Source organism: Gracilibacillus orientalis, from assembly GCF_900114645.1.
Lineage (GTDB): Bacteria > Bacillota > Bacilli > Bacillales > Amphibacillaceae > Gracilibacillus > Gracilibacillus orientalis.
Window position 1 is genome coordinate 78,829 of the sequence record NZ_FOTR01000002.1, and the last position, 15,589, is coordinate 94,417.

Here is a 15,589-nt window from a genome sequence, read left to right on the forward strand (position 1 = left end):
TACCTCCTTACAGTTTAATTTCTGGTACCTCTAACCAACGTCTTTCTTCCCATGATTGTAAGCCAAGGTCAGAAAGTTGCGTTCCTTTCGCTCCTTCAAGCAGATCCCAAGGGAATTCCTCGTCGGCAAAAACATGCTTTAGGAATAACTCCCACTGAACTTTGAAACCATTGTCAAACACATCATTTGCTGGTACTTCCTGCCATTGCTCTTGGAAATCAAACGGATTATCAATATCTGGATTCCATGTTGGCTTCGGTGTATTTACACGGTGTTGTGCTTTACAGTCACGAAGACCTGCCACCGCACTGCCTTCTGTCCCATCTACTTGAATTGTTAATAAATCATCACGGTTCACACGTACTGCCCATGAAGAGTTCGCTTGTACGATGACACCATTATCTAATTCAAACGTTCCATAAGCTGCATCATCTGCAGTTGCTTTGTATGTTTCACCATTTTCATCGACACGCTCTGGGATATGCGTAGCACCTAGGCATGACACTGATTGCACATTGCCAAAAAGATTGTCAATTACATAGCGCCAGTGAGCAAACATATCGACGATAATACCACCGCCATCTTCTTTACGGTAGTTCCAAGATGGACGTTGCCCTTCTTGCCAATCCCCTTCAAATACCCAATAACCAAATTCCATTCTTACCGATAGCATTTTTCCAAAGAAACCGGAGTCGATAAGTCGCTTCAATTTTAATAAACCGGGCAAGAATAATTTGTCTTGTACCACACCATTTTTTACCCCTGCTTCATTTGCTAGTTTTGCTAACTCAACGGATCCTTCCAGGTTAGTAGCAGTTGGCTTTTCACAATAAATATGTTTTCCAGCCGCTATCGCTTGTTTAATGTTCTCAGCACGTCTAACGGTTGTTTGTGAGTCAAAATAGATCTCATTATAATCATCTGCAAGTGCTGCCTCTAAATCTGTGGAATAACGCTCAACGCCATGCGCTTCTGCTAGCGTTTTCAATTTCTTTTCATTGCGACCTACTAAAATAGGATCCGGCATTAACGTATCATCATTTTGTAACAAAACGCCACCTTGTTCTCTTATTGCTTTAATAGAACGAATTAAGTGTTGATTCGTCCCCATCCTTCCTGTAACCCCATTCATAATAATACCAATTTTATGCTCTGCCATTTTCTGTTCCCCTTTCAGTTGCTTGATTACCTTTAGTTTATCGCAATAAAAAAAATTCGTCTTATTAATCTAAGAACGAATTTCTTAAAATCGGAAATGAATTTGCAAGATTACTAGTATTTTGGTGGTTACTGGCAACTTTTCATGATTTACTGGCAACTTCGGCTAGTTCTCTGGCAACTTTCATGGGTTACTGGCAACTTCAGCTAGTTCTCTGGCAACTTCCCATGATTTACTGGCAACTTCGGCTAGTTTTCTGGCAACTTCCACTTTTGATAGTTCTGTTCTGTTGTGCGATATTTGTTTGGTGAAAGCGAGGTATTATTTTTGAATGATCGATAAAAAGTAGATATTGACTCAAAACCTACTTCAAAACAGATCGAGGCAATGTCTTTATCTGTCTCGACTAGCATTTTCTTTGCTAAACCAATCCTTATCTCAGTTAAGTATTGCATCGGTGTCATTTTGTATGTATCTTTGAAAATAGTATTTATATGTCGTGTACTGATTCCCAGCCGTAATGCTAAATCTTCTGCCTGGATCCAGTCAAAATAATGAGAATCAATATAATCCTTTAATCGCTCTGCTCTCAACGTATTTGCATCGACTTTTTCATTGTTCTCCTCGCCACGTGCAATTAACAATAGAAGCTGTGATAAATACGTTCGTAGCGCCGTCTCCTGATGAAGGCTATGATGAGCTTGTTCATATAGCATTGTACGCAACAACTGACGAATTTCACTGCTATTAAAGGGGGTTAAACCTATAAATTTAGATTCATATAATGTTTTCTCAAATAAATTTGTATTTGTACCATCTTTGATTCGTCCATCAAAGGCGAGCACCAAGACAGTTAATTTGTGATCTGAGATAATCGCATGTGGTGTTAATGGTGTAATAAATGTTACATGATCCTGTTCAAGAAGATATTCTTTGCCATCTAAGTTGATTTTACCTGTTCCTTCAAGCGCATAAAGTAGTTGATAAAATTGATGATGATGCTCTTCAATACGGTCACCAGCGTGGTGCTTACTTTCATATAATTGTATACCGAATGGCTCGATTCTAATATCTTTTAGCATGAAACTTCCTCCACATTTCAGATTTTTTTGTTTAATTTTCCAGTAATTTATAATCATATACTGCGAAAATCAGGAAGTTGTGATATATTGCTATTATATCGTATCTATAAAAAAAAAAGCAAAAAGTGAGGAGATTTTCCCTATGGTTAACCAGATTTCCATTTTATTAGTTGGTATTGGTGGTTATGGTAATGTATATGTAAGAAACCTTTTTCAAAGGAACGATGAAAGCGCATTCGTTAAAGGTGTAGTCGATGTCGCACCTGAACGGTCTAATTCCTATCAGGAAATCAAAGATAAAAATATACCAATCTATGATTCAATGGACCAATTCTATCAAGAAAATCAAGCTGATCTTGCGATTATTTCAACACCTATCCATTTACATAAAGAACAAGCATGCCTCGCAATGGAAAATGGCAGCCATGTACTTTGTGAAAAGCCAGCCACAGCTAATCCAGACCATCTGCAGCAAATGATTGAAACAAGAGATCGTACAAATAAAAAATTAGCAATTGGCTTTAACTGGTCATTCACTGATTCTATTCAGTCTTTAAAACAAGATATTTTAGCTGGAGAATTCGGCCGACCAATCAGGATGAAAAGTCTTGTACTGTGGCCAAGAAACGCTGATTATTTTAACCGGACTGGATGGGCTGGGAAAAAATATAGTCCGGATGGAGAAATGATTTTTGATAGTGTAGCAAATAATGCAACTGCTCACTTCCTGCATCACCTTCTCTATTTATCCGGTGATTCTATCGAAACAAGTGCGGAACTGGATCAAATATCGGCTGAATTGTACAAAGCAAATCCAGTAGAAACATTTGATACCTGTGCGATTCATCTTCATACAAAGAATGATGTAGAAATTGTTTATCTCGCTTCACATGCGGTGGCTGATAAACATGAGCCTAAGTATACATTAGAGTTTGAAGATGCGACAATCACTTATCACCCTGAAGGCGAGCAAGGGGATATCGTAGCCAAATGGCATGATGGCCGGGAAAAGGTATATGAATATCCTGAAAATATTCATGCTGTAAAATTGGAAGTAATGATTGAAGCAGTACGGAATGAAAAGCAAAGTATCTTATGTGGACCCGAAGCTGCAAGTGCTCATGTTCATGCTATTCACGGTATACACCAGTCTGTTAAGGACATACCAAAATTCCCTAAACATTGGATTGCCTATGATGAAGAAAGTAAACTAACAACTGTTCAAGGATTAGATGAAACGTTAAAGCAATGCTATCAACAATTCTGTCTGCCAAATGATTTAGGTGTCGAATGGAGCAAATCAGGAGAAATTGTAAAACTGTAAAAGGCCAATTTGTCGCTTTTTAAGTCGCAGTTAACATAAACTGCGACTTCTTCATTTCTGTTAGAGATAGGTGCTAGTCCAACTACATCTGCTCTAATTGAATTTTGGCTAAACTGGTAATGATTTCATCGAGGGATTTGCCCATATTTGCTTCTACAGCTGCTATGTAAGAACCCTCAACCAATGGAATACGGTCTGCTATTTTCACATCTGATTTTCCTGAAAATTCAATTGCCATTTCTGCATTCATCTTTGCACTTCCTAAATCATACAGTAGCAATACCCCATTGCCATGATCTGCTCTTTCAATAGCTGTCATAATTTTCTCCATACTGGTACCAATATCTTCTTGATCCGTTCCTGCTGCTACTTCAATCGGTACATCTGATATTACCTGGTCAATTAATTCGACTACTCCTTGACCTATCTTGGCACTATGAGAAATAATGACAACCCCTGTCTTTTCTGCCATTTTTAAACCTCCAGTTCTAAAACTGAGACTAATGCTTCAAACATATAAAAAGATGACATCGAACCTGGGTCGACATGACCGATGGCACGTTCTTTCAAATACGAAGCTCGCCCTTTTGTAGCAATCAGTGCTCTTGTATCTTCAATGGTTGCTTGGCATGCTTCGATCAATTCTTGCCAATCTTCCACCTTTTCTGAATCAAGAAATGCTGCAGCCTGATACCAGACATCATACATCGTCTTTTCACCAAATTCAGCTTTGCCTCGCATCTTAATACCTTCTAAGGCCTCATCTATTGCTACTTTAAAGTTTTGCTGGTTTACTTCTTTATCCTGTAAGGCTGTGGCCATTTTTAAAAATGCCGTTCCATACAATGGTCCGGAAGCACCACCAACCTTCGCAGTTAACGTCATGGCAGCAGATTTCAGCACATCAGCAACCGTATCGTAATCTGTGTTATTTATTTTATCAACTACCTCAGCAAACCCCCGTTCCATATTAATCCCGTGGTCACCATCTCCTATGGCTTGATCTAAAGTTGTCAACTGCTCTTTGTTGACTTCCATTCGTTTGTGAATTTCCTTCATCCATTGTATCGTTTGTTCAACTGTTAAAATGATCATAAAATACTCCTTCATATTACAATTTAGTTAGAGTCGAAAAGCAATTGCATCTGATTGTCCATCTAATGCTTCTTTTAACTGGTCGTCCAATTTTAATAAACTAATAGAGAATCCTGTCATTTCAAGAGATGTCATATATTCTCCTACCCATGTTTTATATATATTAATCCCTTTCTCTCCTAGCATCTTAGCTACTTGACGATGTACAATAAAAAGCTCCATTTCTGGGGTCGCACCCATACCATTGACTAATACAGCTACCTCACTGTTCGTATAATCAATGTCTGCTAAAATTTTAGCTACTAAAGTGGATGTGATCTCATTAGCGGATTGCAGTGGTACACGCTCAATTCCTGGTTCGCCATGGATACCAATGCCGATTTCCACTTCGTCTTCTTTCAACGTAAAGCTCGGTTTTCCCGCCGCAGGAACAGTACACGATTCTAAAGCAACTCCCATCGATCGGACATTTTTTATAACCTTTTCGGCAGCAGCTTTAACCTCTGCTAAACTGGCTCCTGATTCTGCAATCGCTCCTGCTATCTTATGAACAAAAACTGTACCAGCAATACCGCGGCGGCCAGTAGTAAAAGTACTATCCTCTACTGCTACATCGTCATTTACAATTACTTTTTCAACGGTGATACCTTCCGCTTCTGCTAACTCAGCGGCCATATCGAAGTTCATCACATCACCAGTATAATTTTTGATAATAAGTAATACACCTGAACCACTATCTGTTGCTTTAATTCCTTCCAAAACTTGATCTGGTGTTGGTGAAGTAAATACTTCACCGACTACTGCTGCATCCAACATGCCTTTCCCTACATATCCACCGTGAGCTGGTTCATGTCCGCTGCCCCCACCACTAACTAAACCTACTTTACCTGATACAGGGGCATCTTTTCTCGCTATTACTGTTGTATCGGGTATTCTTTTAACTGAATCAGCATGTGCTGTAACAAAACCATCCAGCATTTCTTCTACTACTTGGTCTGTACTGTTTAACACCTTTTTCACAACAGATCACCTCTTCATTTAGTGTATAGTTTCATAGTAAACAAAAATGAGCAATATTTCCAAAAATAAGAGAAGCTTTTTGCAATTATCTACTTATCTTGGTACAACAAAGCCGTGAGGCTAAGACCTCACGACTTTGTTGGATGTACTGCTTCATACATCAATTGCTCTAATTCTTCTGTATATTGTTCAGTATCTTCATTTGACCAATTGAACAATTGTGCCATTTCCTTAATAACAGCATCTTTTTCTTGCTTTACCCAATTAATATCAAAGAACAGTGCTCCTGTTCTGCGAATAAAAAAGTCAATCGGTTTACATGTTGCTTCATGCTCAATACTATAGTGAAGCATTGCATATGTCACCGGAGAAAGGGGATTTTCATTACCTAATGCTTCCTGGTAGTAATCATAGACAACCGGAATATTGGAACCATAACGTTGCACAAGAATTGCAGCTTTTTCTTCCGATAAACCTAATTCTACCCCTTTTGCGATTTGTTCTTTCTTATATTCTTTAAAGCCTTTTGATCCACCAACATCACCGCCTGAAATCGGTAAATGTTTTGTATCACTTGGATAAAAGACTCTTTTCTCTGCCTGAACCAATTTATCATGTATTACTTTAACGACATCTTCTGCCATTTTACGGTATCCTGTCAGTTTACCACCAGCAATAGAAATCAGCCCTGAATCCGATTCAAAAATTTCATCCTTACGTGAAATTTCAGAAGGATCCTTTCCATCTTCATGAATTAATGGTCGTAAACCTGACCAACTGGACTCGACATCGTCTACTGTAATTTTCTGACCAGGAAACATAAACTCAATCGCATCCAACACATAATCCCGATCAGACTCTGTCATGGTTGGGTGTGCGATATTTCCTTCGTAAACGGTATCTGTTGTTCCTACATATGTCTTACCATCTCTTGGTATCGCAAATACCATTCGACCATCTGGTGTATCAAAATAGATCGCTTGTTTTAAAGGAAAACGAGATTGATCAAAAACAAGATGAATTCCTTTAGTAAGTTTTAATGTTTTTCCTTTTTTCGACTTATCTTTCTCACGGATAGTATCTACCCATGGTCCAGCAGCATTAACAATATATTTTGCCTTGATTTCATGGACTTCATTTGTTAATTGATCGACTACTTCGACACCATTGACACGATCGTTCTCATAAAGCAGTTCTGAAACTTTTGCATAGTTTAAAGCAAGTGCTCCGTTCTCAACAGCTTTTTTCATTACTTCCATCGTAAGCCTTGCATCATCTGTACGATATTCTACATAATATCCTGCACCTTTTAAACCTTCATCTTTCAATAAAGGTTCACGTCTTACAGCTTCTTCACTACTAAGCATTTTGCGACGTTCAGATTTTTTGACACCGGCAAGGAAATCGTACACTCGTAATCCGATATTAGTTGAAAAAGGACCGAAGTTACCATCTTGATAAAATGGAAGCATCATCCACTCAGGTGTTGTCACATGAGGACCATTTTCATAAACAATTTCTCTTTCTTTTCCTACTTCAGCGACCATTTTTACTTCAAATTGTTTTAAGTAGCGTAAACCACCATGAACAAGCTTAGTAGACCTGCTTGAAGTACCTGCAGCAAAATCCTGCATTTCAATAACTGCCACTTTTAATCCTCGTAAGACAGCGTCAAGTGCAATACCTGCACCTGTAATACCGCCGCCAATGATAATCATATCTACTTGATCTGTTTTTATTTGTTGATATGTCTCTATACGTTTTTTACTTGAGAATGTCATAGATTTGTCCCCCATAACTTTTACTTAAATACTCTAGTTGCTTCTACTGCCTTTTGCCAGCCAGCATATAATTCTTTTCTTTCTTGATCATCCATTTCACTTTCGAAACGTTTATTTACTTTCCATTGGTTCGTTATCTCTTCTTTATTATCCCAATAACCAACAGCTATGCCTGCCAAATATGCTGCACCTGATGCCGTTGTTTCGATTACTTCCGGTCTTTCAACAGGTACATCTAATATGTCACTTTGAAACTGCATTAATAGGTTATTTTCTACAGCACCGCCATCCACTCTTAGTGATTTCACTTCAATTCCGGAATCTTCAATCATAGCACCAAGTACATCTTTTGTTTGATATGCTATAGATTCCAAGGTAGCACGGATGAAATGCTCTTTTGTCGTTCCACGTGTTAAACCGAATACAGCTCCGCGTGCATCACTATCCCAGTATGGAGTACCTAATCCGACAAATGCCGGAACTAAGTATACACCATCTGCAGATTCTACTTTAGATGCATAGTTTTCGGATTCGCCAGCATTTTGAAGGATTCGCAAACCGTCTCTTAGCCATTGTACCGATGAACCGGCAACGAAAATACTGCCTTCTAATGCATACTTCACTTTTCCATCAACACTACAAACTAATGTGGTCAGCAAGCCATGATCAGATTGAACTGGTTCTTCACCAGTGTGCATTAACATGAAGCATCCTGTACCGTAAGTATTTTTAACCATTCCTTTGTCAAAACATGCTTGCCCGAACAATGCTGCTTGCTGGTCTCCTGCAGCTCCGGCAATTGGCACATTTTGACCAAAGAAATGATAATCAACTGTTTCACCATACACTTCTGATGATGATTTAACTTCTGGCAGCATACTCTTCGGCACCCCTAGAATATCTAATAGTTCTTCATCCCATTTTAAATCATAGATGTTATACATTAAGGTTCTTGATGCATTGGAATAGTCTGTTACATGGACTTTACCACCTGTGAGTTTATGAATTAACCATGTATCAATCGTACCGAATAAAAGTTTGCCTTGGTCTGCTTTTTCTCTGGCTCCATCGACATTGTCCAGAATCCATTTCACTTTTGTACCTGAGAAGTAGGCGTCGATTAACAAACCTGTTTTATTTCTAAACTTATCTTGATAACCCGCTTCTCGCAATTCCTTGCAAATACCTTCTGTCTGTCTAGACTGCCAAACAATTGCTTTATATATTGGTTTCCCTGTTTCTTTATCCCAAACTACTGCCGTTTCACGTTGATTGGTAATACCAATGCCGGCAATTTGAGATGGTTCAATATCGGCCTTTCTGAGAACTTCTGCAATACAAGATAAAACGGAAGTCCAGATTTCATTGGCATCGTGTTCTACCCAACCAGATTTTGGAAAAAATTGTTCAAACTCTCGTTGTCCTACTTCAACAATTTCACCTTTCTGATTAAAAATGATCGCTCTTGAACTTGTTGTTCCCTGATCTATAGATAAAATATACTTTTCCATGATACTTCCTCCCCAAATGTATTTATTTTTTTAAACAGCTTCTTTTTCATTAGAGCTATTAGATGATTTGATTGGTCCGTTATGTTTTTTTAATTCGGTAGTTAACGCTGTTGCAAATATTACTGCTATCACTGCGGACATCACCCAAAACAATCCATCAACCTCACCAACAAACATGGTGTTATAGAACACTGCTCCATAAACACCACCGATAATCGGACCTAATACCGGTATCCAAGCATATTTCCAATTGGAATCTCCTTTTCCAATAATCGGCAAAATAGCATGAGCAATTCGAGGTCCTAAGTCTCTGGCTGGATTAATAGCATAGCCTGTTGTTCCACCCAGTGATACCCCGATTGCTAGAATTAATAAACCTACAATTGCAGGGTTTAAACCTTCTGTAAATTGATTGGCACCGATAAATAGAAGTCCCATAACTAATACAAACGTACCAATTATTTCACTGACTAAATTGGAAGGTGCGCTCTTTACTGCAGGGTCTGTAGAAAATACCCCTAACTTTGCACCTTTATCTTCTGTTTCCTTCCAGTGAGGCAGGTATTGGAAAAAGACAATAACCGCACCAACAAACGCCCCAATCAGTTGAGCTCCTAGATACATTGGAACCTTTGCCCATGGAAATTCACCAATAGAAGCAAAACCAATAGTCACCGCAGGATTAAGATGTGCTCCTGAAACACTTCCTACAGCATAAACCCCCATTGCAACACCTAACCCCCAACCTATTGAGATAACGATCCAACCTGCACCTTCTGCTTTTGATTTCTTTAAAACTACACCACCGATAACACCGCCTCCTAAGATAATCAGTATCATCGTTCCTATGATCTCAGCTAAAAACTCAGACATTTTGTTCCACCCCGCATCTAATAATAAGTTCCACTTTTAACAAGAGATGCACGTGCAATGTCAGAAAAAAAAAGTCCACACAGCCAGTACGTACCACTTCCTAGGAAGGTACGTAGCTTGCTGTGTGGACTCCTTGTCTCCGACACGTTCTTAACTTGTTATCTATAATAATAAACATAATGTAAAGCGCTGTCAATGATTTTCTTCTATTTTTTTCACTAAGACCGTATGGAGCATACTTTAAATCATTTATTAGATCAGGATGGAAAAATCCACCGGTTTCCGATACGATTAAACATTCAGTACGAATGGATGGAGGTTCGTGATGATTTGACCATTTACTTTCACTTTTCTCTGTTCTAGTTTCGGTAAGTAACAGGTTATTTTTTCGTAAGGGAGTTTATATTCCCCCTCTACTTCCGTGTTAATATCAATGAGTTCATCATTACATTCCATCTTAATTTTGATATACGTATATTCTCCATCTTTATAATGAATGGTTTGCCCATCATCTTCATAAATATATTCTTCTGTAACCCCATTATTTTTATAAGGGAAAAGAAGCACACCTCTCTCCTCTATATTATTGTGGAAGGCTATTTCTCCATCTCTAATTGGAAGGATAGACCCTGCTTGAGCATACATAGGAATGGTATCCAGTGGTGCATCAGTTTTTAAGTTTGTTCTACCTGGATAGAATTTGTCTGAATTAATATCGTACCATCCATGTTTATTATCAGGCAAATAAACGTCACGGTGACGTGCACCCTCTTCTACCACATTACAAATCAACAATTGATCACCTACGATAAAATCATCATTTTCTTCGAAGGTTTGTTTATCGTGATCAAACTGATAGAAAGTAGGAGTTAAAATTGGTTTATAATCTTTATGAGCCTTATGCAATGCTTGGTATAGAAATGGAATCCATTTGACACGTTCTTTCATTAATCCTCTGATAAGATCGAGATACTCCGGATACATCCAAGGAACATTTACTGTTTTATCTTCATTCCAAGAATGAATGGTAAATCGCGGGTGGAAAATGCCATTTTGTATCCAACGAATAAATAATTCAGGATCAGGAGCTTTACCTGAAAAACCTCCCACATCATGTCCAAAATTATAAACACCACTCATACTGAGACTTAATCCCATTTTAATATTGAAACGGATAGTCTTCCATTCTGTAAAATTGTCCCCAGACCATGTTTGTACATATTTCTGCATGCCAGCTGCTCCGGATCGGGAAATTAGATAAGGACGTACATCAGGGAAAAATTCACGTTGTGCTTCATAAGAAGCTTTCATCATTAGCATTGTTTGAATTGGTTTAATATAACTAACTGAAATAGGGTCTCCAAATCCTAAGGCCTTCGCATTCTCATCCCATATTTCATATTCATTGTTGTCGTTCCATGTCGAGTCAATGCCATATGACAGCAGCTGTGTTTTTATTTTATCTTTCCACCAGTCAAATGTTTGATCATTAGTAAAATCCAGGTAAGAGCCAATATCATCCCAGAATTGAGAAACTTCAGGTTCATCAAGATCTTTAGACATAATAAAATAATTGTTCTCTGCTAATTCATTATATAATGGGTGCCCTTTTAGTAATACTGGTTTAATATTTGCGCATAATTTAATGCCATTATTCTGGAAGTTTTCGATCATTTCATCTGGTGATGGAATTTTGGAATAATCCCAATTAAAAACATAACGTTTATCACCTATACTAGTATAACCAGATGACAGTTGAAATGAATCACAAGGTATATCATATTCTCTGCAAGACTCAACAAATTTTTTCAACTGCTCTTGTGCGTCTGGTGCATCGGTATAAGTCATCGTAGAACCTGAATATCCTAAACTCCATTTTGGTGGCATGATCGTTTTTCCAGTTAATCTTGAAAAAGTCTCCACGACATTTTTTATTCGTGGACCTAACATAAAGTAATAATCTAAATTACCTTTAGTCGCATGATAATATCGATATAAACCATGGTAATTATCCAGTTCATTACCTAAGTCGAAAATAGCGTCACTGTAATTATCATAGTATAAACCGTAAGCAATTTCTGTATCATCATTATAGGTTATATAGTAAGGGATATGTTTGTACAATGGATCTGTATGCTCTGCATCGTATCCCATCGCATCTATTGTCTTCATTCGATACCGTTTACCAACTTTATTTAAAGGACCGCCTTTTTCACCGAGTCCGTAATAATGATCATTTGTGTTTCTTTCCAAATAATGATAAACACCTGTACCTAAACTTTTATTAAAGTTATAATTTTGCGTTTGTCTATCATTGGCAATATTAATCCATTGTTCATTAACTTTTGCAAACCAATGAAATTTTAAACCGTTTAATTCAATCACAATCCTTAATTTATCTGTAAAAATCTCTATCTCATTTTTAGACTCATGAAGTTGAAAATGAGGTAAAGTAAATGGTGATAAATCTGATTTTTCTCTCCCTTCTTTAGCTACATCCTCCGCTTCTGGTGTAATTGTCCATGTTCTATTTAATAATGGATGCTGCTCCTCAGGGATATATACTCTAAAAACATCTTCTTCTAAAATGTACACATGAGCAATCGTATCCCCTCCACGTAAAATAATCGTATTATTTTCAACTGCATTTATACTAAATTTAATATCTTTTATCATAACTAAACCTCGCTTCTGAAATTTACATCAAACCAAATAACCTAGGTATAAATAAACTGATCCATTCAAAATAAGTTACTAGTAATAATGCAATAACTAGTGGTATATACAATTTTAATAATGGTTTTGTAATCGATTCAATTGAAACGTTGGCTACACTACTACCAACAAATAGCGCACTTCCTACCGGTGGAGTAGTAATACCGATACAAAGATTAAAAACTAAAATAACCCCAAAGTGAACCGGATCTACACCTATGTTTGTAACAATAGGAAGAAATATTGGTGTAAAGATTAGAATAGCAGGTGTAATATCCATAAAAATCCCCACTGCAAGTAAAATAATATTCATTAATAGAAGAATGATAATTGGATTATCAGAAATTGATAATAAAATACTAGTAATTTGCTGTGGAATTCCAGCATATGCCATTACCCAAGACATAATAGAAGAAGCTCCAACCAAAAACAATACAATCCCTGTCATCACAATAGCCTCTTTTAAAATCCCCGGGACCTCTGAGATCTTTATCTCCCGGTAGATAGCTGCCAGAATAGCAGAATATAATACCGCAACTGCTGCACCTTCTGTAGCAGTAAAAATCCCTGCTACAATCCCGCCAATTACAACTACTATTAAAGAAAGACTTGGAAGGGCATCTAATACAACACGGACTCCTTGTTTAAAGGTAACCTTTTCAGAGATAGGATAATTTTCTTTTTTGGCAATAAAATATGCCACAACCATAATTGATAATCCCATTAAAATACCTGGTAAGTAACCAGCCATAAACAAGGCAGATATCGACGTACCACCACTAACTAAAGAATAAACAATAAAAGCAGTGGTAGGAGGAATTAATAAACCAGTAGGTGCTGAAGCTATATTTACTGCTGCAGAGAAAGAAGGATCATATTTTTCCTTTTTTTGCAATGGATTCATTACACTTCCTATAGCTGCAGCGGATGCAACCGCTGAACCGGAAATAGATCCGAATAACATGTTACCTACAACATTAGTATGTGCTAATGCTCCTGGCATTCTACCAACAAAAAGCTTTGCTAAATTAATCAAACGGATAGCAATTCCACCATTATTCATAATACTGCCAGATAGCATAAAAAAGATGATGGCTAGTAATGTAAAGCTATCTATACCTTGAAAAAGTTTTTGGGCTGCCGTAAAAGCAATCATGTCTAAAGGAACTAAGGTTAATGCAGCTAATACGGAAGAAATTCCAATTCCTACTGGTATTGGTAAACCTATGACTAATAAAATTAAAAAGGAACCAAATAAAACGATTGTTGCCAGTAAACTAGCATCCACCTTATCCACCTTCTTCCTGACTGATTTTTTTATACTCTTTAATACCTAGTAATTTATATATAATAATGATCACACCACTGATTGGCAAAATGGAATATACAATCCCTTTTGGGACTCCTAAGATAGGTGTGGTTTGTGACATTGTCATACTAACAGCTTCCATACCACCATTTAATAAAATAACAACGGCGAAAAGAATGACAAAGATATCGTTAATAACAGTGATAATCATTCCTCTCATTCCTGTTAATTTATTTGTGATAAAAGTTAATGCTAAATGTTTATTTGCACCAAAAGCATAGCTAGCTCCTAATAAGGAAGTCCACACTAATAAGAATCCTAATAATTCATTGGTGAATGTACTTGGATTCTTTAATACATAGCGTGTAAAAACCTGCCAAAGGGCCCCTAGTACTAATATGATCAGCAATGAGGAAGCTACAAATAAAATGCTCCGGTCCAACAACTTTTTTATTTTATCTACCATCATAGCGTAACTTCTCCTTCTTTATCATGACTTATAAACGTATGAATGGGAATGGCCTGTCTCATAAGCTGAATTTATACGATATCACTAGACTTGCGAGTATTCGCTTATGAGACAGTCTTTCATAAAATTCTATTCATCTAGTTCGTTGATTGCATTCATAATCTCAGCTAATCTTTCGTCTTTTTTATATTCTTCATGTAATGGTTGTACTAGTTCGATAAATGGCTCTTTATCTACTTCGTTAAATTCTACACCCATTTCTTTAGCCTCTGATACAGATTCTTCAATTGCTTGATTCCATAACTCTGTATGCTCTTTTCTCGTTTCATCCGCTGCTTCTTTAAATATTTCTCGTTCTTCATCTGAAAGACTATTCCATAAGTCAGTACTCACAACTAAAATATCCGGAATATTTGTATGTTCAGAATAAGAGAAATTCTTAGCTACTTCTCCGTGCTGACCTGTTGTTAAAGCAGTCGGGTTACTCTCGGCACCATCAATAACTCCTTGCTGTAAGGAAGTATAAATTTCATTGTATCCTAATGGTGTAGGAGTTCCACCTAAAAGATCCACCATATCAATGGCTGTTTGACTGTCCATAACTCGAACATTTAAGCCTTGCAGATCTTCAGGGGTTTTAATCGGCGTATCTACAGTATAGAAACTGCGAGCACCTGAATCAAAATAGGAAATACCTACAAAACCTTTATCTTCAGTAGATTGGTATATTTCTTCTACAACATCTGATTCCATTACATTTCTATAATGTGTATCACTTGTGAAAATGTAAGGTATTGAAAATACAGCGTATTCATCGGAGAAAGACTCTAACGCTCCGGCACTTACCTTAGTCATATCAACACTGCCGTTCTGTACTTGCTCTAATACATCAGATTCACTCCCTAACACACCATTCGGGAATATTTTGAAAGTAATACTGCCATCTGTTTTTTCTTCAACACTATCAACAAACGTTGTTAATGCCTGATGGATTGGGTGATCCTCACTTAAGTTATGCGCTAATCTTAATTCTTTTGAATCGTTGGTTGTTGCAGAATCAGTATCACCTGATTCATTGTTGCCACAAGCTACTAGTACTCCTAATATTAAAAACAAAATTCCAATTTTAAGCCCTTTCATAATTTATCCTCCCCAATTGTTTTGTTTATGCTACAAAAACTTAATTAAATGACTTAATAAACTAATTATTGAAACGATATCCCTCCATTCATCTTTAACACAATAAAAAAA

The 15,589-nt window shown here is 37.2% G+C and carries 13 protein-coding genes; 1 reads left to right on the plus strand and 12 read right to left on the minus strand.

The features are described from left to right. Window positions 1–7: 7 nt before the first annotated feature. Window positions 8–1,159 carry a Gfo/Idh/MocA family protein gene (locus BM121_RS03880; protein ID WP_091481430.1) on the minus strand — a complete coding sequence of 384 codons (1,152 nt, stop codon included), beginning with the start codon at window positions 1,157–1,159 and terminating at the stop codon, window positions 8–10. A gap of 248 nt (window positions 1,160–1,407) precedes the next feature. After that, window positions 1,408–2,241 (minus strand): helix-turn-helix transcriptional regulator, encoded by an 834-nt coding sequence (locus BM121_RS03885; RefSeq protein ID WP_091481432.1) that lies wholly within the window; start codon window positions 2,239–2,241, stop codon window positions 1,408–1,410. Between the two features lie 142 nt (window positions 2,242–2,383). Here BM121_RS03885 and BM121_RS03890 point away from each other — a divergent pair, with 142 nt between their 5' ends. Continuing rightward, window positions 2,384–3,565 carry a Gfo/Idh/MocA family protein gene (locus BM121_RS03890; RefSeq protein WP_091481433.1) on the plus strand — a complete coding sequence of 394 codons (1,182 nt, stop codon included), beginning with the start codon at window positions 2,384–2,386 and terminating at the stop codon, window positions 3,563–3,565. A gap of 82 nt (window positions 3,566–3,647) precedes the next feature. On the opposite strand, the gene dhaM is transcribed toward BM121_RS03890, so the two are convergent. From dhaM to BM121_RS03940, 10 genes are all read right to left on the minus strand, one after another. After that, window positions 3,648–4,037 (minus strand): dihydroxyacetone kinase phosphoryl donor subunit DhaM, encoded by a 390-nt coding sequence (gene dhaM, locus BM121_RS03895; RefSeq protein WP_091481435.1) that lies wholly within the window; start codon window positions 4,035–4,037, stop codon window positions 3,648–3,650. A gap of 2 nt (window positions 4,038–4,039) precedes the next feature. Beyond that, window positions 4,040–4,660 (minus strand): dihydroxyacetone kinase subunit DhaL, encoded by a 621-nt coding sequence (gene dhaL / locus BM121_RS03900; RefSeq protein ID WP_091481437.1) that lies wholly within the window; start codon window positions 4,658–4,660, stop codon window positions 4,040–4,042. 27 nt (window positions 4,661–4,687) lie between these two features. Then, window positions 4,688–5,680, minus strand: coding sequence for a dihydroxyacetone kinase subunit DhaK (gene dhaK / locus BM121_RS03905; RefSeq protein WP_091481438.1), 993 nt, complete (start codon window positions 5,678–5,680; stop codon window positions 4,688–4,690). A gap of 128 nt (window positions 5,681–5,808) precedes the next feature. Next, window positions 5,809–7,461: a glycerol-3-phosphate dehydrogenase/oxidase gene (locus BM121_RS03910; protein WP_091481440.1), complete on the minus strand. Its 1,653-nt coding sequence runs from the start codon at window positions 7,459–7,461 to the stop codon at window positions 5,809–5,811. A 20-nt stretch (window positions 7,462–7,481) separates the two neighbouring features. Next, window positions 7,482–8,975, minus strand: coding sequence for a glycerol kinase GlpK (gene glpK, locus BM121_RS03915; protein WP_091481441.1), 1,494 nt, complete (start codon window positions 8,973–8,975; stop codon window positions 7,482–7,484). A 27-nt stretch (window positions 8,976–9,002) separates the two neighbouring features. After that, window positions 9,003–9,845, minus strand: a complete 843-nt coding sequence (locus BM121_RS03920) for an MIP/aquaporin family protein (RefSeq protein WP_091481443.1) — start codon at window positions 9,843–9,845, stop codon at window positions 9,003–9,005. A gap of 291 nt (window positions 9,846–10,136) precedes the next feature. After that, the gene (locus tag BM121_RS03925; protein WP_091481444.1) at window positions 10,137–12,521 is read right to left on the minus strand and encodes a glycoside hydrolase family 31 protein; all 2,385 of its coding nucleotides are present in this window, start codon (window positions 12,519–12,521) and stop codon (window positions 10,137–10,139) included. A 22-nt stretch (window positions 12,522–12,543) separates the two neighbouring features. Further along, window positions 12,544–13,848: a TRAP transporter large permease gene (locus BM121_RS03930; protein ID WP_091481446.1), complete on the minus strand. Its 1,305-nt coding sequence runs from the start codon at window positions 13,846–13,848 to the stop codon at window positions 12,544–12,546. A 1-nt stretch (window position 13,849) separates the two neighbouring features. After that, window positions 13,850–14,338 (minus strand): TRAP transporter small permease, encoded by a 489-nt coding sequence (locus BM121_RS03935; protein ID WP_245780728.1) that lies wholly within the window; start codon window positions 14,336–14,338, stop codon window positions 13,850–13,852. A gap of 129 nt (window positions 14,339–14,467) precedes the next feature. Continuing rightward, window positions 14,468–15,478: a TRAP transporter substrate-binding protein gene (locus BM121_RS03940; RefSeq protein WP_175495315.1), complete on the minus strand. Its 1,011-nt coding sequence runs from the start codon at window positions 15,476–15,478 to the stop codon at window positions 14,468–14,470. Window positions 15,479–15,589 lie beyond the last annotated feature (111 nt).

Excerpts from the sequence above, each read along its gene's own strand:
- BM121_RS03880 (WP_091481430.1), bottom strand. The coding sequence starts at position 1,159 with ATGGCAGAGCATAAAATTGGTATTATTATGAATGGGGTTACAGGAAGG.
- BM121_RS03885 (WP_091481432.1), bottom strand. The coding sequence starts at position 2,241 with ATGCTAAAAGATATTAGAATCGAGCCATTCGGTATACAATTATATGAA.
- BM121_RS03890 (WP_091481433.1), top strand. The coding sequence starts at position 2,384 with ATGGTTAACCAGATTTCCATTTTATTAGTTGGTATTGGTGGTTATGGT.
- dhaM (WP_091481435.1), bottom strand. The coding sequence starts at position 4,037 with ATGGCAGAAAAGACAGGGGTTGTCATTATTTCTCATAGTGCCAAGATA.
- dhaL (WP_091481437.1), bottom strand. The coding sequence starts at position 4,660 with ATGATCATTTTAACAGTTGAACAAACGATACAATGGATGAAGGAAATT.
- BM121_RS03910 (WP_091481440.1), bottom strand. The coding sequence starts at position 7,461 with ATGACATTCTCAAGTAAAAAACGTATAGAGACATATCAACAAATAAAA.
- BM121_RS03920 (WP_091481443.1), bottom strand. The coding sequence starts at position 9,845 with ATGTCTGAGTTTTTAGCTGAGATCATAGGAACGATGATACTGATTATC.
- BM121_RS03925 (WP_091481444.1), bottom strand. The coding sequence starts at position 12,521 with ATGATAAAAGATATTAAATTTAGTATAAATGCAGTTGAAAATAATACG.
- BM121_RS03935 (WP_245780728.1), bottom strand. The coding sequence starts at position 14,338 with ATGATGGTAGATAAAATAAAAAAGTTGTTGGACCGGAGCATTTTATTT.
- BM121_RS03940 (WP_175495315.1), bottom strand. The coding sequence starts at position 15,478 with ATGAAAGGGCTTAAAATTGGAATTTTGTTTTTAATATTAGGAGTACTA.